18 protein-coding genes are annotated in these 24,892 nt (G+C 32.5%); 4 read left to right on the forward strand and 14 right to left on the reverse strand.

The window, feature by feature from the left end; all coding sequences use genetic code 11:
• The first annotated feature begins 9 nt into the window (after positions 1 to 9).
• Positions 10 to 510: a peptide-methionine (S)-S-oxide reductase MsrA gene (gene msrA, locus BJG89_RS07985; protein ID WP_096809862.1), complete on the forward strand. Its 501-nt coding sequence runs from the start codon at positions 10 to 12 to the stop codon at positions 508 to 510.
• 69 nt (positions 511 to 579) lie between these two features.
• Here the strand turns inward: msrA and BJG89_RS07990 are convergent, their stop codons facing one another.
• The 11 genes from BJG89_RS07990 to parE form a co-directional block, all read right to left on the reverse strand.
• Positions 580 to 1,494, reverse strand: coding sequence for a D-ribose ABC transporter substrate-binding protein (locus tag BJG89_RS07990; RefSeq protein WP_096809864.1), 915 nt, complete (start codon positions 1,492 to 1,494; stop codon positions 580 to 582).
• Between the two features lie 17 nt (positions 1,495 to 1,511).
• Complete coding sequence (locus BJG89_RS07995) at positions 1,512 to 2,459, reverse strand: ABC transporter permease (RefSeq protein WP_096809866.1); 948 nt, start codon at positions 2,457 to 2,459, stop codon at positions 1,512 to 1,514.
• A complete protein-coding gene (locus BJG89_RS08000) occupies positions 2,446 to 3,936 on the reverse strand; it encodes a sugar ABC transporter ATP-binding protein (protein WP_096809868.1) in 1,491 nt (496 codons plus the stop codon). The genes BJG89_RS07995 and BJG89_RS08000 overlap by 14 nt, the downstream gene beginning before the upstream one ends.
• Before the next feature lie 12 nt (positions 3,937 to 3,948).
• A complete protein-coding gene (rbsD, locus tag BJG89_RS08005; RefSeq protein ID WP_096809870.1) occupies positions 3,949 to 4,338 on the reverse strand; it encodes a D-ribose pyranase in 390 nt (129 codons plus the stop codon).
• A 53-nt stretch (positions 4,339 to 4,391) separates the two neighbouring features.
• Positions 4,392 to 5,381, reverse strand: a complete 990-nt coding sequence (locus tag BJG89_RS08010; RefSeq protein WP_096809872.1) for a LacI family DNA-binding transcriptional regulator — start codon at positions 5,379 to 5,381, stop codon at positions 4,392 to 4,394.
• 132 nt (positions 5,382 to 5,513) lie between these two features.
• Positions 5,514 to 6,080, reverse strand: coding sequence for a hypothetical protein (locus BJG89_RS08015; protein ID WP_096809874.1), 567 nt, complete (start codon positions 6,078 to 6,080; stop codon positions 5,514 to 5,516).
• A gap of 420 nt (positions 6,081 to 6,500) precedes the next feature.
• The gene (gene mprF, locus BJG89_RS08020; RefSeq protein ID WP_096809876.1) at positions 6,501 to 9,026 is read right to left on the reverse strand and encodes a bifunctional lysylphosphatidylglycerol flippase/synthetase MprF; all 2,526 of its coding nucleotides are present in this window, start codon (positions 9,024 to 9,026) and stop codon (positions 6,501 to 6,503) included.
• A 237-nt stretch (positions 9,027 to 9,263) separates the two neighbouring features.
• Positions 9,264 to 10,490, reverse strand: a complete 1,227-nt coding sequence (locus BJG89_RS08025) for an AI-2E family transporter (protein ID WP_096809879.1) — start codon at positions 10,488 to 10,490, stop codon at positions 9,264 to 9,266.
• A 407-nt stretch (positions 10,491 to 10,897) separates the two neighbouring features.
• Positions 10,898 to 12,343: a glutamine transporter AlsT gene (gene alsT / locus BJG89_RS08030; protein WP_096809881.1), complete on the reverse strand. Its 1,446-nt coding sequence runs from the start codon at positions 12,341 to 12,343 to the stop codon at positions 10,898 to 10,900.
• Between the two features lie 251 nt (positions 12,344 to 12,594).
• Complete coding sequence (gene parC / locus BJG89_RS08035) at positions 12,595 to 14,997, reverse strand: DNA topoisomerase IV subunit A (protein ID WP_096809883.1); 2,403 nt, start codon at positions 14,995 to 14,997, stop codon at positions 12,595 to 12,597.
• Positions 14,994 to 16,988 (reverse strand): DNA topoisomerase IV subunit B, encoded by a 1,995-nt coding sequence (parE, locus tag BJG89_RS08040; RefSeq protein ID WP_170006944.1) that lies wholly within the window; start codon positions 16,986 to 16,988, stop codon positions 14,994 to 14,996. Before parE ends, parC begins: the two co-directional genes overlap by 4 nt.
• Positions 16,989 to 17,190: 202 nt before the next feature.
• On the opposite strand from parE, the gene plsY reads away from it, so the two are divergent.
• Positions 17,191 to 17,799 carry a glycerol-3-phosphate 1-O-acyltransferase PlsY gene (plsY, locus tag BJG89_RS08045; protein ID WP_096811216.1) on the forward strand — a complete coding sequence of 203 codons (609 nt, stop codon included), beginning with the start codon at positions 17,191 to 17,193 and terminating at the stop codon, positions 17,797 to 17,799.
• Between the two features lie 400 nt (positions 17,800 to 18,199).
• Positions 18,200 to 18,496 (forward strand): HesB/YadR/YfhF family protein, encoded by a 297-nt coding sequence (locus BJG89_RS08050; RefSeq protein ID WP_096809887.1) that lies wholly within the window; start codon positions 18,200 to 18,202, stop codon positions 18,494 to 18,496.
• Positions 18,497 to 18,787: 291 nt separating this feature from the next.
• On the opposite strand, the gene menI is transcribed toward BJG89_RS08050, so the two are convergent.
• The 3 genes from menI to BJG89_RS08065 all read right to left on the reverse strand — a co-directional run bounded on the left by menI (position 18,788) and on the right by BJG89_RS08065 (position 24,196).
• Entirely contained in the window at positions 18,788 to 19,249 is a 462-nt protein-coding gene (gene menI, locus BJG89_RS08055; protein ID WP_096809889.1) for a 1,4-dihydroxy-2-naphthoyl-CoA hydrolase MenI, read from the reverse strand.
• A gap of 289 nt (positions 19,250 to 19,538) precedes the next feature.
• Positions 19,539 to 22,244: an aconitate hydratase AcnA gene (acnA, locus tag BJG89_RS08060; RefSeq protein WP_096809892.1), complete on the reverse strand. Its 2,706-nt coding sequence runs from the start codon at positions 22,242 to 22,244 to the stop codon at positions 19,539 to 19,541.
• A gap of 308 nt (positions 22,245 to 22,552) precedes the next feature.
• Positions 22,553 to 24,196, reverse strand: a complete 1,644-nt coding sequence (locus BJG89_RS08065) for a BCCT family transporter (RefSeq protein ID WP_318270804.1) — start codon at positions 24,194 to 24,196, stop codon at positions 22,553 to 22,555.
• A 207-nt stretch (positions 24,197 to 24,403) separates the two neighbouring features.
• Here BJG89_RS08065 and mscL point away from each other — a divergent pair, with 207 nt between their 5' ends.
• Entirely contained in the window at positions 24,404 to 24,754 is a 351-nt protein-coding gene (gene mscL / locus BJG89_RS08070) for a large conductance mechanosensitive channel protein MscL (protein ID WP_096809895.1), read from the forward strand.
• The last annotated feature ends 138 nt before the right edge of the window (positions 24,755 to 24,892 follow it).

Here is a 24,892-nt window from a genome sequence, read left to right on the forward strand (position 1 = left end):
ATGTTAAGCATGAATATAAATAAAGCATACTTCGCTGGAGGTTGCTTTTGGTGTATGGTCAAACCTTTCGACACGTTTGAAGGCATTGAAAAGGTAACTTCTGGTTACATGGGAGGACATAAAGATAACCCCTCATATGAACAAGTTAAGACAGGTGACACCGGACATTATGAAACAGTCGAAATAGAATACGATGTTGCTCTGTTTTCATATAATAAATTATTAGAGATATTCTTTTCTGTAATAGATCCAACAGATGAAGGCGGTCAATTTCAAGATAGAGGTTCACAATACAAAACAGCTATCTTTTACACAAATGAAGACCAAAAAGCAGTAGCAGAAGATTATGTAGAAAAATTAAAACAAACAATAGATAAAGATAAAGCAATCGCTACAAAAATATTACCTGCTTCTACATTTTATGAAGCTGAAGCTGAGCATCAAGATTTTTACAAAAAAAATCCTGAGCGCTATGCGCAAGAGCAACAAGAACGCCAAAAATACAAATAAACAAATATTAAAAACCGGGTACATCTTAAATTTCAAAATGGCCCGGCTTTTATATATTTAAGATATAATTTACTGTTGACGTTTCATTTCTAAAGGGATTTTATGTTTTTTCTCTACCTTATTACCATTATATAAATCCATAATCGTCTTGATACTTTCTTCACCCATTAAATTAGGTTGTTGCGCAACTGTAGCAAATAATTTACCGCTTTCCACAGATTTAATAGCATCTTCATTACCATCAAAACCAATGACTTTGATATCTTTGTTTCCTATGGCTTCTACTGCACCTAAAGCCATTTCATCATTTTGTGCAAAAACGGCTTCCATATCAGGATGAGCTTGAATCATATTTTGTGTTACGTTTAACCCTTCAGTCCTGTTGAATTTAGCACTTTGTTTAGACACTACATCGAGTGATTTGTCAGCAATATTATGGAAACCTTTACCACGTTCTCGCGTAGCACTGGCGCCTGGAACACCTTCAAGTTCAGCTACTTTTGCGCCTTCGCCTAACTCATCCACAATCAACTCACCACCCATTTCACCCCCCTTGATGTTATCTGAAGCAATAAATGAAGCTACTTCGCCTTTTGCTACATCTCTATCTAATGTGATCACTGGTATGCTTTCATCATTCGCAATTTGAATACTACCAGATATTGCGTCTGAATCAGTTGGATTTACGATTAAATAATCAACTTTTTGTTGAATCAAATCATCTATATCATTAGCTTGCTTCGCCGCATCATCTTGTGCGTCAGCAAATTTAACTTTAACACCTTGTTTCTTAGCTTCTTTTTCAATACCGTCTTTAACTTTTACAAAAAAAGGATTATTTAGTGTAGAGATACTCACCCCAATAATGATATCCGATTTTTTCTTATCTGATTTACCGTTATCATTTTTTTCCAATGGTGATTCTAGTGAACAACCAGCTAAAAATAATACTAAAGCTAACGCGCTTATAAATAGTCTTTTCAATATCAGCACCCCCCCAATTACTTATTTTTTCTATCAATTAATACAGCAATAATAATAACGATACCTTTAACAACTTGTTGATAAAAAGAAGATACCCCTAACAAATTCAAACCGTTATTCAATACACCAATGATTAATACCCCTATTAACGTTCCAACAATACGACCTTTACCGCCTGTTAAAGAAGTACCACCTAGCACAACAGCTGCAATAGCATCCAATTCATAGGACATCCCTGCGGTTGGCTGCGCTGAATTTAAACGAGAAGTTAAAATAGCTCCCGCCATAGCTGACATTAACCCTGCTAAGCTATAAATCATTATTTTAATTTTGTTGACTTTGATACCGGAAATAAATGCAGCTTTTTCATTTCCTCCCATAGCATACGTTTGTCTACCAAATACTGTTTTATGTAACAATATATATAAGATAATAAAGGTGATAAACATGGTAACTGCTGGTACTGGTATACCTAGGAAATAGCCTCTACCAAACAATTGAAAAGCATAGCTGCCATTTAAATTCGTAACAGGATTACCATCTGTAATAACAAGGGTTAAACCTCTAAAGACAGTCATCGTCGCTAATGTTGCAATGAACGGCGCCATCTTGCCAATCGTTATTAATAATCCATTAATAGCACCTGATATAGCACCAAAAAGGCACCCGATTAACAGTGCTAAAATTGAGTCTATGCCAGTAACCATTAAAATCGCAACAACAGCACTAGATAATGCTAATGTTGAACCTACTGATAAATCAATACCTCCCGTTAAAATGACAAAGGTCATCCCAAACGCAATTAAACCATTGATTGAAACTTGTCTTAATAAATTAAATAGATTAGAAGGCTCTAAAAAAGCACTATTTAGTATACTTATAATAATAACCAATAAAATCAAACCAATAAAAGGTATGATTTTTTCTAAATACGAATAAGAAAATGATAATTTAGACTGTTTCATTATTTTCCCCTCCTGTAGCTAAAGTCATAATATGTTCTTCAGAGATAGACGCGCCCTCTAATATACCTGTAATTTTTCCTTCGTGTATCACTGCTACTCTATCGCTCATACCTATAATTTCTGGTAATTCTGATGAAATCATAATTATAGACATGCCACGGTCTGTTAGTTCGTTCATCAATTGATATATTTCGCGTTTAGCTCCTACGTCAATGCCTCGTGTTGGCTCATCTAAAATCAAAACATGTGGTGCTGTTGCAATCCATTTAGCTAAAACGACTTTTTGTTGATTACCACCTGATAAATTAACGCAAGCGTCCTCTTTTTTACCTTTAATATTCATGCGTGCAATCATTTGATCAGAATATTGTGCCATCGTACTTTTAGTTAAAAAACCTGTTTTTGAAAAACTTTTTAAAGCAGGTAACGTAATGTTTTCTAGAATTGAATCTTGTAGCACTAATCCTTCTTCTTTTCTATTCTCAGTGATAAAAGCAAGTCCTTGTGAAATAGATTGATTGGGGTTCTGAATTTGAATTTGTTTATCATTAAGTTTGACAGTCTTATTTCCCTTATCTAAGCCGAATAAGACACGCATAATTTCTGAACGACCAGCGCCCATCAAACCACTAAATCCGAGTATCTCTCCTTTGTGTAAATCAAAATGGATAGGCTTTAATTGATGCTCTACTGAACTTAAATCTTCTACAGAAAGGACAATATCTTCTTGGTGATAATGCCTATCAGGATACTGATTGTCTAGATCTCTTCCTATCATGGATTTTACGACTTCAGCATGAGTGGTGTCTTTTGTCTTTGTTGTTAAAATAGATTGGCCATCTCTCATAACAGTAATACCATCTGAAATACTAAATATTTCTTCCATTCTATGAGAAATATATATAAAAGAAACGCCTTCATTTTTCAAACGATTAATCTGTTCAAACAGAGTAGCTATTTCATTATTCGTTAAAGCAGCAGTAGGCTCATCCATAATGATAATTTTTGGCTTTTCCATCAACGCCTTACTAATTTCTAACATCTGTTGCATACCGACTGATAAAGTACCTGCCATTCTATTTAAATCAATATCAATATTTAATTTTTTGAAAACTGACAAAACACGTTGTTTCATCTTTTTATTATCTACAACACCTAAAAATTTGGTTTCCTCTTTTCCTAAAAATAAGTTTTCAAGCACAGTCAAATTTGGCCAAATATTTAATTCTTGTTGGATAAAGGATATACCATTTTGTTCAGCATCCATCGTATTTTTAAAATGAATCGGTTTCCCATCTTCTAATACGCTGCCACTATCAGCCTTATACACGCCGGTAAGTATTTTCATAAGCGTACTTTTACCAGCTCCATTTTCACCCATTAGTGCATGAATTTCAGCATCATTTATTTCAAAATCAACGCCGCTTAATACATTATTTTGCCCAAATGATTTGTATATTTGATTCATGTTTATCATAACTGCTCCCCCTTAAAATAAAACACCGCTTGTTAAAATTACATTGGCATAAGGTTTAGCTTCGCCCGTTCGGATAACTGCCTTAACCTCGTTACTTAACGTTTTTAAAGATGCATGCGATTCAGTTGTGATATCAATGTTCCAAGATAATAGCTTTACATATAATGCGCTGTTTTGTTTTATCATTTCATTAGCAATGATTAATTGTTCGATTTCCATGTGTTCTTTAATTAAATCGAATACTTCTTCGAATGAAGGTTTTCCAAATGTTAATGCTAAATCTATCTTTTTCACGCCTTCTGGCACCGGAAGACCACAATCAGCAATCATTATTTTGTCAGTATGTCCCAAATCACTCAATACTTTAGATATTTCACTGTTTAGAATACCTGTTTTATACATTTAATCTCCCATTCGTTATATAATATATTATGTAACGGGTTACATAATTGCAGTTAAAACCTTATGCTCCCCCTTCGTTTAGGTGATAATACAAGTTGCTTATCATAATCATTCGTTTTTAAATTCAATAATTTTGATACAGCTTTTTGGCCTAAGACATATGCAGATTGATCAATTGTTGAAATGTTTGGAAATGTCATTGTCGAAAATGGTATATTATCATAACCTACAATTTGAATATCTTCAGGTACTTTAAACTTAAATTGTTGAATAATCGCCATCGTTTCAATCGCTAAAATATCATTGCTACATATGATACTATCAATTTTCAAATTTTTAATTAACGAAATAAATGCCTGCTCATTTGTTAGCTGTTCAGATTCATAATAAAAATACTTCACATTATATTGCTTCAATATTGATTCAATACCGTTGATTCTTGACTTAAAGGTATTAATTTTTAAATCCAAATGGATAATCAATATATTTTGTGGTTTGCCTTCTAAAATAAGTTGCGCTTGTAATTCTCCTCCTTCGAAATGGTTTGCAGAAACGCCACTAATGACATCATTAACGCGATCTACAAATACACATGGCATATTTTGAGATTTTAATAATTTTTCAACTTGCTTATCAGCAAATGCTGTAGTAATCACTCCAACACAATTATAAGAATTAAAAGTAGAAAGATAATCTCTAGCTTTATTAGCATTATTATCACTATTACCAATTAATACTTGAAAGCCTTGTGATAATGCTATATCTTCAACGCCTCTCGCTATTAATGTAAAAAAAGGATTGCTAATATCTGGCAATAATAGACCAATCATTTTTGACTTACGTTTATACAACGTGCGTGCCGCTTCATTAGGTTGATAGTTAAGTTCACTGATGGCACATTCAATGCGCTTTTTCGTTTGTTCTTTTACATATCCATTATTATTTATGACTCTAGACACCGTTGCTACAGAACAACCTGCTAAATTTGCTACTTCTTTAATTGTCGTTATAAAAATCACCTCTATTTGTGTAACCGCTTTCATATTATCACAAATTTTTCTGTTTTGATAGTTTATTCTAGTGATTAATTATTATATTAATAAGAGATGATTTAAGTCATTGGTTATGAAATAAAATAAAAAGTTATGTCTAACATAGCATTATTTATACGCTATTTAATAGGATAAAGAAACTTGATTCACATTTTCTATAGCCTTAATTTGTCCGTTTGGATCAAAATATACTTTGACAGAGAATTGGTTAAACGGATTATCATCATATATCATCGTACCATTATTATAGTTTTTGTCTCTATTTCCATGCACTTGAGTAAACGCTTGAATATAAACATTGTTAGGAATAACAAAAAATCGTTGCACTTTATCGTTTTGATAATAAATTGCTATATTCCCATATTTTTGTGTTTTAAGGTTATTAATTTTTAAATGTTCTTCACTATTTCCATAATATCGTTCCACTTTACTTTTACTCATGCCTTTAGATATGTGCATATATTGATTTCTAACATCACGATTCATAAAATTTTCACTAAATGCTTGTGATAGCACATCAATTTGAGGAGAAGGATATTGTGAATTGTGTTTATTTTTAGTTTCATTATTTTGAGATGGTTGATTAACGCTTTGATAATTTATCTGCTTTGTCTCATATAATGATTTAATTGAAAGTACTAACGCTACTAAGAGAACTATTAATACCAAGCTAATTATAATTTTTTTCATTTTTTCACCCCACTGCACCCTTTGCAAATAATTAATATTTATATATTACTATATAACTTTAAAACCTTAAATGTATTTTCATAATTTTATAAATCATGGCTACAATAGTATGTTTTTAAATGTAAAAATACTATTTAAATTCAAAAAGAAATAAAGTAGATAAAATGTCAATTATTATTCAAATAATATCGAATCACACTGTTGAAAGCGTTTTCTGTTGATGCTATTATATATATACCTTAAACAGAGGGTAAAGAGAAATTCATATATAGTTAGGATCAAATGATATTTAGAAAGTAATATAGTTAGTTTATTAAAGTAGTTAATAACTTCTCCGGCGTTAACTACCAAAACCATTAAAAACTATAACTCCTAAAAACAACCAACCATCATTAACGGGATGCGTTGGTTGTTTTTATTTTATTCTTTTTTTCTAATTACACGCATAACTTTTATCATACTGAGCCATAGTGAATGTCTTTTACGATAGACTAAAAATCTCGGTTGCCAGCTAGGATTAAATTTCTCTTTATAACGTCTTAATCCTTGAAATCTATATAAACCATTAAAATGTTCAAAAATTCTGCCAGCCAGTCTTTCACCAAAGAATGAAAACGGAACTTTACCTACATTAGATAATGTGGCCATACCCATATTAAAATATTTATAATTATTGTTTTTAGACCACAACAACATATGAATATATAAACTATCCATCAAAGGCAATGTTACATCTGATTTCCAACGTATTAAATCAACAGAAAGCGTTGCGTTATAATTTGTAGGCATAAAAGTACAGAAGCCAAGTATAGCTCCGTCCATATCTTTAATCATTGCTATAGGTGCCTGGGAAAGATAATGCTCATCAAAATTACCAACAGAAAATTGCATTTCTGTTGATCCAACTAACCAATCGTCACTTATTTGTTTTAATTCATCTAAAAACGCTTGCGAAAATGGAGGATCTAGTATTTCAAATGTACAACCTGAGTCCTCTAACTTATTTAATGTAGCTCGTAAGCCACGCTTTTTTTTGCCTGAAATAGTAAAAGCTGATAAGTCTATGAGCGCTTCTTCACCTAATTTGAAAAATTGATTCCCAAAATCATGATAAATAGACATATATCTATCAGTAACTTGATAGAAAATGATATCATAGCCTAAATAGTGCGCTTCACTATATAATTTTTCAAGCAACTTATGAAACGATGTAGCATTTCCAATTGGGTCTCCTAAAACAATATATGTGTTGCGCTTACGCTGATACATCACGAACGCATCTTTAGTATCATTAAAGAAAAACTTTTTATCGCCGCTATATATGAGGTGACTTAAGTAATTACCGCCATAATTATCAATAATGGCTTTACATTGTGCTAAACCATCATCATTGCTTGAAGATTTAAACTTCGCTTCAAACCACCATACAATCACACTCACAATAATGACTACTGTGATAATCGTAAACCAAAAGTAATACCTTAATATTGATGAGTCCATTTCTAAGTGATAAATATCCAAAGTATAAAATGTACTTCTTATAATATTGTGATTCACAAATAAAACGAATGCCCCTATTAATAAACTGACCAATAACTTAGTATATCTAAATTGGCGTTTAATAACACGTGACCTTTTATAAAATACGACTAACATAATGAACATAGTTGTTAACCAACCTAGTAATATTAAAGAAGGATACGTATAAACCGTTACACAGAATATAATAATGATTGAAATAATAGAAAACAAAATGGCTCTTTTGGATAAATAGTAAACGCCTATAACGTTTAATAATAATAATAAACAAGCACATGTATGGATAGAGACAGTGATATAGTAAATGGCATGATAATCACTATATAGTCCATCATAAATAATTGTAATATTATTGAAGAAAAACAATAGACTTGTAAACGTAAGTAATATCGCAATCGAAAATGCTGGTATTCTTGCTAAAATATCTTTTTGATATGAAGCTAATAATGAAGACATATCTTTAATAGGAACCATCAATTTAGAATCATCCCAATAACGTTTAGCTGTATCTCGGAATTCAAAAGTTGCTAAAATTAATGCAATTAATACTGGAAACAGATAATACACTAATCTATAAAGTAATAACGCTAAGACAATTTTCTCTTCTGGAACGTTTAAACTTTTTAATCCTAATAATACGACCAAATCAAACGTACCAAACCCTCCAGGTATAAAACTGATTAGCCCTGACAGTGCGCTAATGACAAATATACCTATAAACACAGATAAGTTCACTTGAACACCAACAGTATATAATGACATATATAATACTAATGCCGCGATAATCCATTCAATGCTAGAGACAATTGTACAATATAAACCTATCAATTTATGCTTTTTGTTTACTGGTCTTATAATTGTAGAAATTATAAATATAGGTAAAAACAAGGCAGCAATATACATTACCCATTTAATCCAAGGAAACGGATTAAATATGTGCTTCACATCAAACACATGAAATACTACTAATATTGAGAGCATACTTAAACCGGTCAACATAGATATTAAAACAACAGAAATAGAATGCAATAACTCTTTTTTATCTTCAGCAGTATCTTTATACAAAATAAATCTTACACTAGCCCCGATAACACCACCAAACCCTAATACAGCATTTAAAGCATTGACAATATAGCCAATGCGAATAGCCTTAGGTAATGAAACCTTCAGATTTAATGATCTAGCTAAAATCACATCATACATAGATAATATAAGTATAGCCGTACCGCCACTCAAAAATAGCACGATCAACCAAACACTATTAAGATCTCTAATAGCGTATATCGTTTCTTTCAAATTGATATGAGCTAACTCTCTATATAAAGTAAATACAACAAAAATAAATAATGAAATTGCAAAGATTACTTTCAAAATAGACAATACTTTATTTCTTGATTGCTTTGACATGTGTTCACATCACTTTTCTATATTCATATATTATTTAAAATATAGCACGATTCTTATTTTTAATAAATAATTTATATAGCAAATACATATTACAATATTGTTAGTTTTAACATATATACTTATAGCAACACATCTTTAATAAAAGTACTTTGATACTGTGATTTAAAAACGATAAAACTGCATTGGAAATTGAGATTTCCAATGCAGTTCTTTTTCAAATATTTTCTTAATTTTAACTTAACGTATTTCTTCATCCGAAGTGATTTCGTACTCGCCTGCATCATCACCATAATATTTGTTATAGCGACGTTTATACATTGTATATAAATGAGATACAAGTACTTTTAATATTGCATACGCAGGTATACCTAAAATAACACCAACTATACCTAATAAATTACCTGCACTTAATAAGATAAAAATAATCGTAAGTGGATGAATTTTTAATGTTTTGCCCATAATATTTGGGGAAATAAAGTGACCTTCAATAAATTGAACTGCTGTCCATACAATTACTAATTTTAATAACATGAATGGTGACGTAATTAAAGCAATAATAATAGCTGGAGATATCGCAATCGTTGGGCCGATGTACGGTACTACACTTGTTACAGCAGCAATTGAAGCTAAAATTAAACTGTAATCTAAACCGATGATGCTATATCCAATAAATAATAAAATACCAATACAAAATGACACGATAATTTGACCTTGGATATAAGAACCAACTTGGATACTCATTTTATCTAATAAGTCATGAAAATCTTTTCTAAACTTAGGCGGCATTAAATTTGTTGAAAATTCTTTAAAGCGGTGACCGTCTTTTAACATAAAGAATAAAACAAAAGGTGTTGTTGCAATAACAACGCCAACATTAACTAAAGCCTCAGCAAAATTTTTAACTTTAGAACCAAAACCGTTAAAGTAATCAGAAACCATCGAAGGTAGCTTTTTAGCTAATGAATCTAACTGATCTTGTATTTGAACATAAAAATTAGAAATTAAAGAATACTTCGTTACACTATCAATAAATTTATTTACTTTATCAACATAATACGGAAAATTATTCCCAAAACTTTTAAACTGTGCTCCGATTACTGGTATTAATAAATTAATAGCTAGTGCAATAACACCAACAATAACTAAAAATAATATAATAACTCCCCAAAGCCTTGAAATATTATAGCGTTCCATTAAATTCACTAAGGGATTAAATAAGTAATATAAAATAATAGATACTATGATTGGTGCGATAATCGTATTAAAAACAATAATAAATGGTTTGAAAATATAAGAAACTTGGTCAAAAATAAAAATTGCACAACCGATAAATATTAATATAAGTAAGGCAAAGGCTAAATCTTTTCCACCTATAAATTTCATAAAACGCGATTCAGGAAAACTTAAATTCAATTTTCTTTTTTTTGAATGATTATCTTGCTTTAATTGCTCTTCATTCGACATAAAATCACCATACCTTAAATTTTTTCAAAATATACAAATCATTTAGAACATAATGATGAAACTATGTATCTTTATACCTCTATACATGTAGTTCCATATTTAAAATAACTAATTTTAATCATAACACAATGTACATTTTTCAAACATATATATTTTGTCACATTTGATTTACAACTAATCATATTCTTAATAAGCGTAAAAACTATAAAGTATTTTATAAACGCATTGCTTTATTTTAAATGATTGAGAAAAATAAGCAAATATTTAAGTATTCAAAAAAGCAGTAATACGAAATCATAAAGTACTACGGATTTCATATTACTGCTCATATATGGATAAAATTTCACAAACATACAATAAATGCATTAAGAAAATAGTTTTACGCACATTCAAATATGATACATGAATTATTTCTTTTTCATGCCCCAACTCTCGATGCCGAATAAATTAATTTCCAACTCTTCAGGTTTAAACACAGGTTTTTTGCCTGCTTTACGTTGACGTTGATAGTCGTTCATTACTGCGAAAGCTATATTAGACAAACCAATAATAGCAACTAAGTTGACAATTGCCATTAGACCCATAAACACATCTGCTGTACCCCATACAGTTTCAGTTTTAACCACTGATCCTACAAATACAAGTACTACCACTAAACATCTAAAAATGAATAACACCGATTTATTTTTCCATAAGAATTCCATATTAGATTGGCCATAATAATAGTTACCAATAACAGAAGAAAAAGCAAATAAAGTAATTGCAATTGTTAAGAAAATACCCCCTGCATTACCTAAATGTTCATTTAGTGCTGATTGTGTTACTGCCACACCTTGTGCTGCATTTTCACCAAATTCTAATCCTGTATATAGTAAAATCATAATTGCCGTAGCGGTACACACTAGCATAGTATCAAAGAATACACCTAATGATTGAATTAACCCTTGTTTAACTGGGTGAGGCGCAGCAGCTGTGGCAGCGGCGTTAGGTGCCGAACCCATACCAGCTTCGTTTGAGAACAAACCACGTTTAATACCTTGAAGAATTGCTGCACCAACAGCGCCTCCAGTTACTTGTTCAAATCCAAATGCACTTTTAATGATTGTTCCAATCATCGGGATAATTTGATCATAGTTAAGTATTAAAATGACAGCAACTAAACCAATATAAACAATTGCCATAACTGGCACAATGATTGATGATAATGTCGCGATACTTCTAACACCGCCAAATATAATAATCGCTGTAACAATAGCTAATATAATACCCGTCACTATAGGACTTATATTATATTGCGTTTTTAATGACTCAGCAATGGTATTAGATTGCACTGTATTAAACACAAATGCAAACGTTACAGTAATTAATACTGCAAAGACGATACCTAACCATTTTTGGTTGAGTCCTTTAGTTATGTAATATGCAGGCCCACCACGAAACCCGCCATCTTCATCAGGTACTTTATATACTTGTGCTAAGGTTGCTTCGATAAAGGCACTCGCTGCCCCAATAAATGCAATGACCCACATCCAAAACACAGCACCAGGTCCACCTAACACAATCGCAGTGGCAACACCTGCAATATTACCAGTACCAACACGAGAACCAGCACTTATTGCAAACGCTTGAAATGGCGCAATACCTTTTTTTCCATTATCTAATGTTTCAGGTTTTTCTCCAATCGCTCGAAACATTTCTGGTATCCATCTTAATTGTACGAATTTAGAACCAATAGTAAAAAATATACCAGCTGTAATTAAAAGTCCAATTAAATATTGTGACCAGATTAAATCATTTCCGACTTGAACAAACGTTTTGAACCAATCCGGAATCAAACTATCAAAATTGCTCAATTTAATCCCTCTCATCTATCAAATAAATTTTTATAATAAAATCAAGAGATTTATAGCATATGTTCTGTGCACAGAAAACGTTAAATTATTTATGTACACAGGAAAATGAATGAATAAGTTAAGTACAAATCGTAAAGCTTTGTGCAACACTATTTCACGTTACTATAAATCTCTTGTTTTATTTTTATGACAACTTAATGGTATTTTATCATTATATTGTTGTATTTACTAACAGAAATTTTAAAATTACCTTATTTGATGATTAAGTTTTCCACTTCACCAAATTCTTTTACATCGACGATAAAACTACCATTTGTATATTGTTCTGATAAATGAATGTCTTTGATATTGCCACTTTCTTCGTGTCGTTTAGAAATTATGGTATAAATCGTATCATCAGGATGAATTATATGAGCTGCGACGATACGATGTGGTGATTTTTTAAGTTCTTTTAAAAGTGTAATACCACGTTGTGCACGTTTCGCTTGTTGTAATACTTTAAATCCTATACGTTTTAATGATCCACGTTGCGTCGCCATTAATATAGAACTACGTTCATTAATAACTTGCGTTAACACGACATAATCTTCATCTTTAAGGTTGATAGATTTCACCCCAGCTGCTCTAAGACCAGTGTCTGATAACTCATCGCTATTATAAGTTAATGACATACCTTTATATGTTATAGCAGTAAGTATTTGGGCGTCTTCTATTCTCATTACGTCTATGATTTCATCATCACCTTTTAATTTCATGGACACTAACGGCTTATTATAACGTGATGTTTTGAACATAGAAACATTACTTTTCTTAATCATGCCATTGCGTGTAGCTAAAATATAAAATGCTTCGGGCTTGAAATCACTTTCGCAGAAAGCATCAATGACATGTTCGTCTTCGTCTATTGGGACGATTTGTGAAACGTGTTGCCCTAAATCTTTCCACTTAATTTCTGAAAGTTTATGCACTGGTATATAAAGGTATCTACCTTTATTAGTGAACACTAACGCGGTATCTAACGTGTTAGCTTCTTGATATTTAAGCATCATATCGCCATCTTTAACCCCAAGTTCTTCTACACCGCTGGCGTTAAAACTACGTAAAGAAGTTCGTTTAATATAACCATGTTTTGTAATGCTCACCATCACATTCTCACTTGGTACCATAACTTCTTTATCAATTTTAATTTCACTGATTTCTGCTTCAATTGAAGATAAGCGTTTTTGCTTATATTTATTCTTAATTTCATTTAATTCGTCTTTGATAACATTTAATAAAGCATCGTGATTATCTAATATATTTTTTAAATACGCTATTTTAGCCTTTAATTCATCATGTTCTTCTTGTAATTGCACGATATCCGTATTCGTCAAACGATATAATTGCAATGTTACAATTGCTTCAGCTTGTGCTTCTGTGAAATCAAATTCAGCTACTAAATTGTCTTTAGCGTCTTTTTTGTTTTTAGAATTTCTAATAAGTTTAATCACTTGGTCTAAAATAGATAGTGCTTTCATTAGACCTTCTACAATATGCATTCTACTTTCTGCATTATCTAACTCAAAACGCGTACGCTTCGTCACCACATCAATTTGATGATTAAGATAACTATCTATAAACTGACGTACACCCATAAGTACTGGTCTACCTTCACTAATTGCAACCATATTAAAGTTATATGAAACTTGTAAATCTGTATTTTTGTACAAATAATTCGCAACCGCTTCGCTGTTAACATCTTTCTTTAATTCAATAGCAATACGTAAACCAGTACGATCAGTTTCGTCACGGACTTCTACAATACCATCAACTTTTTTATCTGCACGTAACTCATCCATTTTTTTAACGAGCGCACTTTTATTAACTTCGTATGGTAACTCTGTGACAATTAATTCTTTTCTACCGTTTCGTAATTCTTCAACGTTTACTTTTGAACGAACTACAATTTTACCTTTTCCAGACTCATACGCTTTCTTAATACCATCTATCCCTTGAATAATACCACCTGTTGGAAAATCAGGGCCTTTAATATATTTCATTAATTGACTTACTGTGATATTAGGATTGTCAATAAATTTTAAAGTGGCTTGTATCACTTCAGCTAGGTTATGTGGCGGTATATCAGTAGCGTACCCTGAAGAAATACCTGTACTTCCATTGATTAACAAATGCGGCAAGCGTGCTGGTAAAACCATTGGTTCCATAGTTGTATCATCATAGTTCGGCATAAATGGCACTGTGTCTTTGTTGATGTCCCTTAATAATTCTTCAGAAATCCTGCTTAATTTCGCTTCAGTATAACGCATCGCTGCTGCTGGATCGTTATCTATACTACCATTATTACCTTGCATTTCTATCAATACATGGCGTAATTTCCAATCTTGACTCAGACGGACCATTGCATCGTAAACTGACGTGTCACCATGAGGGTGATATTGTCCGATAACGTCACCAACCGTTTTCGCACTTTTACGGAAGTTTTTATCAAATGTATTACCGCTGGAATACATTGCGTATAAAATACGTCTTTGAACAGGTTTGAGACCATCACGAACGTCTGGCAGTGCACGCTCTTGAATGATATATTTACTATATCTACCAAATCGATCGCCAATAACATCTTCTAGCGACAAATCTTGAATTATTTCACTCAATTTATTTCCTCCTCATCGGAATAATCCTGTTCTAGTATTTGAATTTCATTATTATCTAAAATACTTTGATCTTCTTGAAGTCCAAATTCAACATGTTTTTCAATCCATTCACGTCTAGGAGCTACTTTATCTCCCATTAATGTTGTTACACGTTTAGATGAACGCAATTCATCATCAACTTGAACTCGAATAAGCGTTCTTGTCTCTGGGTTCATTGTCGTTTCCCATAATTGATCCGCGTTCATTTCTCCTAAACCTTTATAACGCTGTAAACTAAATCCTTTACCTAATTTCTTTTGAAGTTTTTCTAATTCTTCATCTGTCCAAGCATACTCTATTTTTTTAGAAGCCCCTTTACCTTTTTCTAGTTTATATAACGGTGGTAAAGCTATAAACACTTTCCCAGCTTCTACTAAAGGTTTCATATATTTAAAGAAAAAAGTTAATAGTAATACTTGGATATGAGCGCCATCTGTATCGGCATCTGTCATAATAATAACTCTATTATAATTGCTATCTTCTATTTTAAATTCATTACCGACACCAGCGCCAATAGTATGAATAATTGTATTGATTTCTTCATTTTTAAATATATCTTCTAAACGTGCTTTCTCAGTATTAATCACTTTACCTCTAAGTGGTAAAATTGCTTGATATTTACGGTCACGACCTAATTTAGCAGAGCCACCAGCTGAATCCCCCTCTACCAAATAAAGTTCTTTTTTCTCTGTATTTTTACTTTGTGCTGGCGTTAACTTTCCTGATAACAATGTATCTTTACGCTTATTTTTTTTACCCGAACGTGCATCTTCCCTTGCTTTACGAGCTGCTTCTCTTGCTTGTTGGGCTTTCAATGCTTTTTTAACGAGGGTTTTAGATAATTGCCCCTTTTCTTCAAGGTAATATGGCAATTTTTCAGATACAACAGAATCTACAGCACTTCTTGCTTCTGGTGTACCCAATTTAGATTTAGTTTGACCTTCGAATTGTAACAACTCTTCTGGAATACGAATTGAAATAATAGCTGTCAAACCTTCTCTAATATCATTTCCATCTAAGTTTTTATCTTTTTCTTTTAATTCATTTATACGTCTTGCGTAGTCATTAAAGACACGTGTCATTGCTGTTTTGAAACCAACTTCGTGTGTACCACCATCTTTAGTACGTACATTGTTAACAAAGCTTAAAAGACTTTCTGAATATTGGTCATTATATTGAAATGCTACTTCTACTTCTATGTCATTCGCATTTCCCGCAAAATTGGCCACATCATGTAATACTTCTTTACCTTCATTGACATAGCTTACAAACTCTTTAATCCCATCTTCATAATGGAATACATCTTCTCTTTCTTTGCCCGCTCTTAAATCTTTAAGCGTTATTCTTAAATTTTTAAGTAAAAATGCAGATTCTTGTAAACGTTCACTAAGGACATCGTAGTTAAAAGATGTGGCTGACTTGAAAATCTCAGCGTCTGGTTTAAAAGTTACTTTAGTACCAGTTTTTTTAGTTTTTCCTAGTTTTTCCAGGCCTGTAGCTGGTAAGCCACCATGGCTAAATTTCTGCTTATAGATAGCGCCATCTCTATAAATTTCTACTTCCAGCCATTCACTTAATGCGTTTACTACTGATGCACCCACACCATGTAGCCCACCAGACGTTTTATATCCACCTTGTCCAAATTTTCCGCCTGCGTGAAGTATTGTAAATATAACTTGGACTGTAGGTTTCCCTGACGTATGAATACCTGTTGGCATACCACGTCCATCATCTTCTATAGTGATACTCTCATCTTTGTTTATCGTAACTAAAATTTCACTACCAAAGCCGTTTAATACTTCATCGACGGAATTATCGACAACTTCATATACTAAATGATGTAAACCACGTTTATCAGTAGACCCAATATACATACCGGGTCTCTTTCTTACGGCTTCTAACCCTTCAAGAACCTGAATGGAATCATCCGAATAATTATTTTGTTTATTCATTGCCAATCGTTTCGCCCTCCTACAAACGTACGTTCGTTTTTAAAACTATACATTAGTTATTCTTATATAAATCTTGATAAATTGCAAGTATCAAATTTATAATCGAACCGTGTTTTACTACTCTTATAAATTTTATTCGTCTAACTATGGTCTTATGTGGTAAAATAATTCTAATGTCATTAAAGGATGTGGATTATGTATGGTGATGATAATTATCATGTTAATACTAAGTTATCTCATTGGTGCTTTCCCAAGTGGCTATGTAATAGGTAAGTTATTTTTCAAAAAGGATATTAGACAATTCGGTAGTGGGAACACTGGAGCGACGAATAGCTTTAGAGTATTAGGTAAACCAGCAGGGTTCCTAGTTACTTTTTTAGATATATTTAAAGGGTTTATCGTTGTATTCTTCCCACTATGGCTTCCAGTTCATGCAGACGGTGCTATTAGTACATTTTTTACAAATGGACTCATCGTAGGAGCATTTGCGATTCTAGGTCATGTTTACCCGATTTATCTTGGGTTTAAAGGGGGAAAAGCAGTTGCAACCAGTGCCGGCGTTATACTTGGAATCAACCCTATCTTATTAATCATATTAGCAGCAATTTTCTTTGGTATATTATATTTAACGAAATATGTATCACTATCAAGTATTATCGCGTCAATCTGTTGCGTAATTGGTGCGTTACTTATTCGAGATTATATTCTCCTTGTGGTGAGTATGGCTGTGGGTGTGTTATTAATATTCAGACATCGCACAAATATTGTTAGAATTTTTAAAGGTGAAGAGCCTAAAATTAAATGGATGTAACTATTACACGTGTCACGAGCAATCAATAAGTAAATAGTAACAAAATATTACTTAGGCTGGGACATCAACCAATGTCTCAGTCTAAAAATATAATATTAATCAGAAACAACTCATTTGAAAATATGCTAATATCGCACTTTTTAAATTGAGAAGCCAATATCTGAGCGGAACAAGGAAGTCTTATGATGAGATTGGATTTTTGTTCCGCTCTTTTTTAAATCATCATTATAGCTGTAAATGCGTAATAATAAATCAATTTGTTTTAAAGAAAATTAAGATTAAATATGTTATACTACTTTTATTATTACTCAAAATTGGGTAATACAAATAATACTAATTTTTTAAATTAGTAACCAATTGTCACAAGCTATAACTTGTGAAATGAGAGGGGACTTTTATTATGGATATAAAACTTTCAGATAACGCTGTATCTTGGTTTAAAGATGAACTTGATTTACCTGAAGATAACAAAGTCTTACAATTTTTCGTTCGCTATGGTGGAGAATTCCAATTAAAACAAGGATTTAGCCCTGCATTCAGTGTTGATCAAAAAGACGATGTAGAAATTGGTTACGAAAATCATTTTGATGGTTTAGATGTAGTAATTGCAGAAAAGGATTTATGGTATTTTGAAGACCATGATTTATTCATAGACATCAGTGATAGCGTGGATGAAATTTCTTACAGTGCTAAATAATTTTAATAGCTAAAATAAACTCAACACAGTTTATTAATCATATATATGAATTATATACTTAAAAAAGAAGCGGAACAGAAATCATATTTGGGATTTCTGTTCCGCTTTTATATTTCAGCTCTAGCCGTCTACTGTCTATATAGTATGCGAGGTCAAGACGTTATCTATGTCCGGCCTCCTTTTTGTTGATTTGTATAAATTTTTTAGTGTTATAAGTATTAGTGTACATCCCCAAAATACACTCCCGTAAAATTTATGTATATTCATGCACAATTCATATACTTATTTTAACTATGATAAACCATTCACAACCTCTAAATCTTCTCCTGCTTTATTTCGCTTTTCCACTTCTGAATATACTGCATGCCATTCAGGAAAATACTTATCTAATCGAATAGGCTTAAAGTTATCTTTTCGTATACAAGTTAACACTGTAGAGCCAGTAGTAGCTAGTTCTCCATCATTATTATATACTTCATAATAATATATAGATCTTAAGCGTGTATATTTTTCGACCCACGTTTTAATCTTCACTGTTTCTGGATACTGAATTGTTTTAATGTACTTAATATTTAAATCTGTAACTGGTGAAATGATGCCTGAATCTTCCATATCTTTGTAACTAAAACCTAATTTTGAAATATAATCTGTTCGTGCTACTTCAAACCAAGTAGGATAATTACCGTGATATATCACACCCATTTGATCAGTTTCAGCATAGCGTGAAGGAATTTCTGTCATACTATAAATCATTATAAACGTCCTCTTTTCAATTGTTCATATCATACTATATAAATAATAACATAAAAAAGGGGTGGAACAGAAATCACATTTTCTAAAATGATTTCATTGCCCACCCGGTAAGAATGATTGGAAAAGAATATAAGCGCTTAGTCCTAGCATAAGAACTACGCATCCTTATAAACGACCAAATATTAATTTAATTGTTTCTCATCCCAACCATTTACTATTCAGTCATCCATGAAGCTAAACTATTTTATATACTAGCCTCACTTATTTATTTGAATCAATAGCAAATCATTTATTCGTTTGCTAATTTATTTCTTAATACCAGTTGTAAAATACCGCCGTGACGATAATAATCAATTTCTACATGTGAATCGAAACGCGCAATTGCTTCAAAATCAATGACTTCACCGTTTTCTTTTTTAGCAGTTACTTTTACTAAATCATGCGGTTTTACATTTTCATCGATATCTACAGAAATAATTTCTGTACCATCTAATCCTAAGCTCTCTGATGAATCACCATCTTTAAATTGTAATGGTAAGACACCCATCATAACTAAGTTCGAGCGGTGAATACGTTCATAGCTTTGAGCGATAACCGTTTTAACACCTAATAAATTTGTACCTTTAGCAGCCCAATCACGTGAAGAACCCATACCATAATCGTTACCAGCTAGCACTACTAATCCAGTACCATCTTCTTTATATTTCATAGCTGCATCATATATAGGCATTTGTTCACCAGTTGGCCAGTAAGTTGTAAAACCACCTTCAGTACCTGGTGCTAATTCGTTTTTAATACGAATATTCGCAAATGTACCACGTACCATTACTTCGTGGTTACCACGACGAGAACCGTATGAGTTAAATTGACGAATCGGTACGCCATGATCTAATAAATATTTACCTGCTGGCGTATCCTTACCGATAGCACCTGCTGGAGAAATGTGATCAGTCGTAACTGAGTCGCCAAATTTGCCCATAACACGTAAATTATTTAATGATTTAATCGCTTCTGGTTCTTTTGATAAATTTTGGAAGAATGACGGGTTCTGGATATATGTTGATTCTGGATCAAAGTCATATAACGGTTGATCTGTCACGTCAATTTCGTTCCACATTTCATTATTGTTGTAAACAGTTTCATACTCTTCTTTGAATAATTTAGGCGTAACGACACTATCTACAGTGTCAGCTACTTCTTTAATTGATGGCCAGATATCTTTTAAGTAGATATCTTCTCCGTCTTCACCTTTACCTAAAGGTTCATTTTGCAAATCAATATCAACCGTACCTGCAAGTGCGTAAGCAACTACTAATTGAGGAGAAGCAAGATAGTTCGCCTTAACTAGTGGATGAATACGTCCTTCAAAGTTACGGTTACCTGATAAAACAGAAGTTACAAGTAAGTCTTCTTCAGCAATCGCTTTTTCGATTTCTTCTAATAGCGGACCCGAGTTACCAATACACGTTGTACAACCATAACCTACTAAGTTAAACCCAAGTTCATCTAAATATGCTTGTAATCCAGAATCTCTTAAATACCCTGTAACAACTTTTGAACCAGGCGCTAATGAAGTCTTAACGTATTCAGGTACTTTCAAGCCTTTTTCAATTGCATTTTTCGCTACTAACCCAGCACCTAACATAACATATGGGTTTGATGTGTTCGTACAAGATGTAATCGCAGCAATTGCTAAATCACCAGTCGTCATTTGCGTTGTAGATCCATCTTTAAATTCAATGGTTGCTGTCTTATCAAATTCACTTTCGTCAAAACCATGCCCTTGGTTACCCGCTGGCGCAGTAACAGATTTTTCAAATTCTTCTTTCATATCACTTAAGAAGATTAAGTCTTGTGGACGTTTTGGACCTGATAGTGAAGCTTCAACTGTAGATAAATCTAATTCGACTACGTCAGAGTATTCTGGTTCATCTTTATCCGCAGTAAAGAACATGCTATTTTCTTCTAAATATTTTTTAACTAATTCAATTTGTTCTTCTGAACGACCAGTTAAGCGTAAATATTTTAAAGATTCTTCATCTACTGGGAAGAAACCGCAAGTTGCACCATACTCAGGGGCCATGTTTGCAATTGTTGCTCTATCAGCTAATGGTAAATGTTCTACACCTGGACCAAAGAATTCTACAAACTTGCCGACAACACCTTTTTTACGTAATTCTTGAGTAACACGTAATGCTAAATCAGTTGCAGTTGCCCCTTGTGGTAACGCATTAGATAATCTAACACCAATTACTTCAGGAATTGGGAAATAAGATGGTTGACCAAGCATTCCGGCTTCTGCTTCAATACCACCAACACCCCAACCTAATACGCCTAAGCCGTTAATCATAGTTGTGTGAGAGTCAGTTCCAACTAATGTATCAGGGAAAGCCACTATTTCACCGTCAACTTCACGTGCATGGACCACATTAGCAAGATACTCTAAGTTAACTTGGTGGACGATACCAGTTGCTGGTGGTACCGCACTGTAATTATCAAATGCTTTTGTAGCCCAATTTAAAAATTGATAACGTTCATAGTTTCTTTCAAATTCTAATTGCATGTTTCTTTCTAGTGCATCTGGATTTGCATAGCTATCGACTTGAACTGAATGGTCAATAACTAAATCTACTGGCACTTCTGGGTTAATCTTGTTTAAGTCTCCCCCAACATCATTCATAGCTTTACGTAATGACGCTAGGTCAACTACTGCAGGAACACCAGTGAAGTCTTGTAAAATAACACGCGATGGCTTAAAAGGTACTTCACCCTCTGTACCTTTATTGAATTCAGACAACGCTTTGATGTGTTCTTCAGAAATAACAAATCCATCTTCTTGTCTTAATTCAGATTCTAATAATACTCTAATCGAATATGGCAATTTTGATACTTTAGTTAACCCTTGTTCTTCTAAAGTATTTAAATCATAATATGTGTATGATTTTCCATTTAGCTCGAACGACTTTTTCGCTTGCTGTTTTAAATTAGAAGCCATATAAATCCCCCTTGAAATTTTTAGTAATTATATGCCGTTAATTAAATTGTATAATTATATGTAACTTAAAACAACTACCTACTATTATAAACATCTATAATTTAGATTTGAATTTACAATCAGTATGTATAAGTAAAACTTATCGTAAGTGTTTCGTGTAATAAGTTAATATTATTAAATGAGAATGATTATCATTGTTTTTAATAAGGACATTGTCTTGGTTTATAAACATATTTATAAAAGCAAAAAGTGGGACAGCAATCACATTTAAAAAAATGTTTTCTGTCCCACTTTCTTTAGATATAACTTTATTTCTTGGATTTTTCCGTATCTCTTAGAGGCGCTCTTCTATTAATCATTTCATCTTCAAAATCCTCTTGTTGATATTGTACATAGTCTTGAAGTCTATGCTTATTAGGCGTCAATGTTAAACCTAAGAATTTACGTTCTTTATTGGCATCTTTGTAGAATGAAGTCATCATCATTATTACTACAAAAGAGAATGGTAACGCACTAATAATGGCCGCACTTTGAATTGCATTTAATGCGTCAGCGCCATTGCCACCACCTGCAAATAGTAATACAAATGCAATTAGTGATTGCGCAATACCCCAAGTTACTTTAACAACATTTGATGGTTCTAATGAACCAAACGAGGTTTGCATACCTAACACAAACGTTGCAGAGTCTGCAGAAGTAATAAAAAATGAAGCGATTAAAACAAGCGCAATTAATGATAAAACAATGCCAAATGGTATCTCATTAAATACACCAAATAGTTGTGTTTCAGCTGTCATATTGAATAATTCAGGATTCTTTTTACCTGTTTCAATACCTAGAACACCAAATACACTAAACCATACAAAACTTACTAAAGCAGGTACTAAAAGTACACCTGCGATAAATTCACGCACTGAACGTCCTTTAGAAACACGTGCGATAAATATACCAACGAACGGACTCCAGCTTAACCACCAACCCCAATAGTAAAGCGTCCAACTAGACATCCACTCACGTTTTTGAGGGTTTTGGGCAGCCGTGTCAAATGTATTAAATAAGAATGAATTTAATAAGCTACCTGTTGAGCTTGTCATCATATTTAAAATCAAAATGGTTGGTCCAATGATTAAAGCTGCAATCATTAATATTGCACCTAAACTAATATTTAAGTTACTTAAATACTGAATACCTCGACTTAATCCAGACCATGCACTCATAATAAACAGTATTGTAACTACTACAATAATAATTGCTTGTACCCAAATAGTATTTGGAATACCGAATAAGTAATTTAAGCCACCGTTAATTTGTAGTGCGCCCATACCTAAGGACACAGCAACACCGACAACTGTAGCAAATACTGCTAACACATCGATTACTGTCCCAATTGGGCCTTCTACTTTATTACCTAAAATAGGGCGTAATGTTCTAGATATCAGTCCTGGTTCACCTTTCCTAAACTGTGCATATGCAAGCGCTAGGGCAACTACACCATAGATTGACCACGCATGAAAGCCCCAGTGGAAAAATGTTGAACGTAACGCTTCAGTATACGCGGCAGTAGTTTTAGGATCTGCATTTGGAGGCGCAGCAAAATCTGCCATAGGCTCAGCAGCACCATAGAATACAAGACCAATTCCCATACCGGCACTAAACAGCATCGCAAACCAAGACACTGTATTAAATTCCGGTTTATCATTTGGTTTACCTAGCTTTAACTTACCGATAGGACTAAATATTAGGAAAACACAGAAGAAAACAATAAATGTCGTAAGAATTAAATAATACCAACCTAATTTGTCAGTGATCCATAGTTTTATTGTATTTGTAACAGTGTCAAATTGTTCCGGAACTATTGCACCAATTAAAACAACTATACCAGTAATAATTGCGCTATAGATAAAAACAGGCGATATCTTCTTACCATTCGGTTGATTTTCAGAAGAATTCACAATAAATTACTCCCTTTCATATTATATTAAGTTTTTAAATCAAAAAAGAAAATTGGAAAAATTAATTACTTTTCTATAATTTAGTTTAATCATTCATAAGAATAACAAACATCTATGTTAATATCAAATTCACTTTCAAAAAGTATTTTCTTAATTTATTAAATATTGTATAATAACTTTTATATTAAATTAAGAGAGGTAATTAATATGCTACAAGAATTCAAAGAATTTGCGTTAAAAGGTAATGTTCTAGATTTAGCAGTAGCTGTAGTTATGGGGGCAGCTTTCAACAAAATTGTAACCGCTTTAGTTTCATACATTATTATGCCTTTAATTGGTTTAATATTTGGTACAGTTGACTTCGCCAAGAGTTGGTCTTTTATGGGGATTAAATATGGTATGTTCGTGCAATCAATTATAGACTTTATTATTATTGCCTTTGCATTATTTATTTTTGTTAAAATTGCGAACACTTTAATTAAACAAGAAGAAGAGGAAATCGAAGAAAACACAGTGTTACTAACAGAAATTCGCGATTTATTACGCGAAAAAAATTAATTTTACACAGCGATATTATTTAAATTTTAGAGTCAAAACATTTCAAATCCCTTATCCATTTTAGCAACAACACTATCATGGATAAGGGATTTTAATTAATTTAATGACATAAAACGCGCTGACGAGCCAGAGATTATC

It is taken from the genome of Staphylococcus nepalensis (assembly GCF_002442935.1).
In the GTDB taxonomy this organism is placed as follows: domain Bacteria; phylum Bacillota; class Bacilli; order Staphylococcales; family Staphylococcaceae; genus Staphylococcus; species Staphylococcus nepalensis.

Coding starts and splice junctions, on each gene's coding strand:
- mprF (WP_096809876.1), bottom strand. CDS start 9,026: ATGTCAAAGCAATCAAGAAATAAAGTATTGTCTATTTTGAAAGTAATC.
- BJG89_RS08050 (WP_096809887.1), top strand. CDS start 18,200: ATGGATATAAAACTTTCAGATAACGCTGTATCTTGGTTTAAAGATGAA.
- msrA (WP_096809862.1), top strand. CDS start 10: ATGAATATAAATAAAGCATACTTCGCTGGAGGTTGCTTTTGGTGTATG.
- BJG89_RS08015 (WP_096809874.1), bottom strand. CDS start 6,080: ATGAAAAAAATTATAATTAGCTTGGTATTAATAGTTCTCTTAGTAGCG.
- acnA (WP_096809892.1), bottom strand. CDS start 22,244: ATGGCTTCTAATTTAAAACAGCAAGCGAAAAAGTCGTTCGAGCTAAAT.
- parE (WP_170006944.1), bottom strand. CDS start 16,988: ATGAATAAACAAAATAATTATTCGGATGATTCCATTCAGGTTCTTGAA.
- BJG89_RS08000 (WP_096809868.1), bottom strand. CDS start 3,936: ATGATAAACATGAATCAAATATACAAATCATTTGGGCAAAATAATGTA.
- rbsD (WP_096809870.1), bottom strand. CDS start 4,338: ATGTATAAAACAGGTATTCTAAACAGTGAAATATCTAAAGTATTGAGT.
- BJG89_RS08025 (WP_096809879.1), bottom strand. CDS start 10,490: ATGTCGAATGAAGAGCAATTAAAGCAAGATAATCATTCAAAAAAAAGA.
- menI (WP_096809889.1), bottom strand. CDS start 19,249: ATGATTTATAGTATGACAGAAATTCCTTCACGCTATGCTGAAACTGAT.
- BJG89_RS07995 (WP_096809866.1), bottom strand. CDS start 2,459: ATGAAACAGTCTAAATTATCATTTTCTTATTCGTATTTAGAAAAAATC.
- BJG89_RS08010 (WP_096809872.1), bottom strand. CDS start 5,381: ATGAAAGCGGTTACACAAATAGAGGTGATTTTTATAACGACAATTAAA.
- mscL (WP_096809895.1), top strand. CDS start 24,404: ATGCTACAAGAATTCAAAGAATTTGCGTTAAAAGGTAATGTTCTAGAT.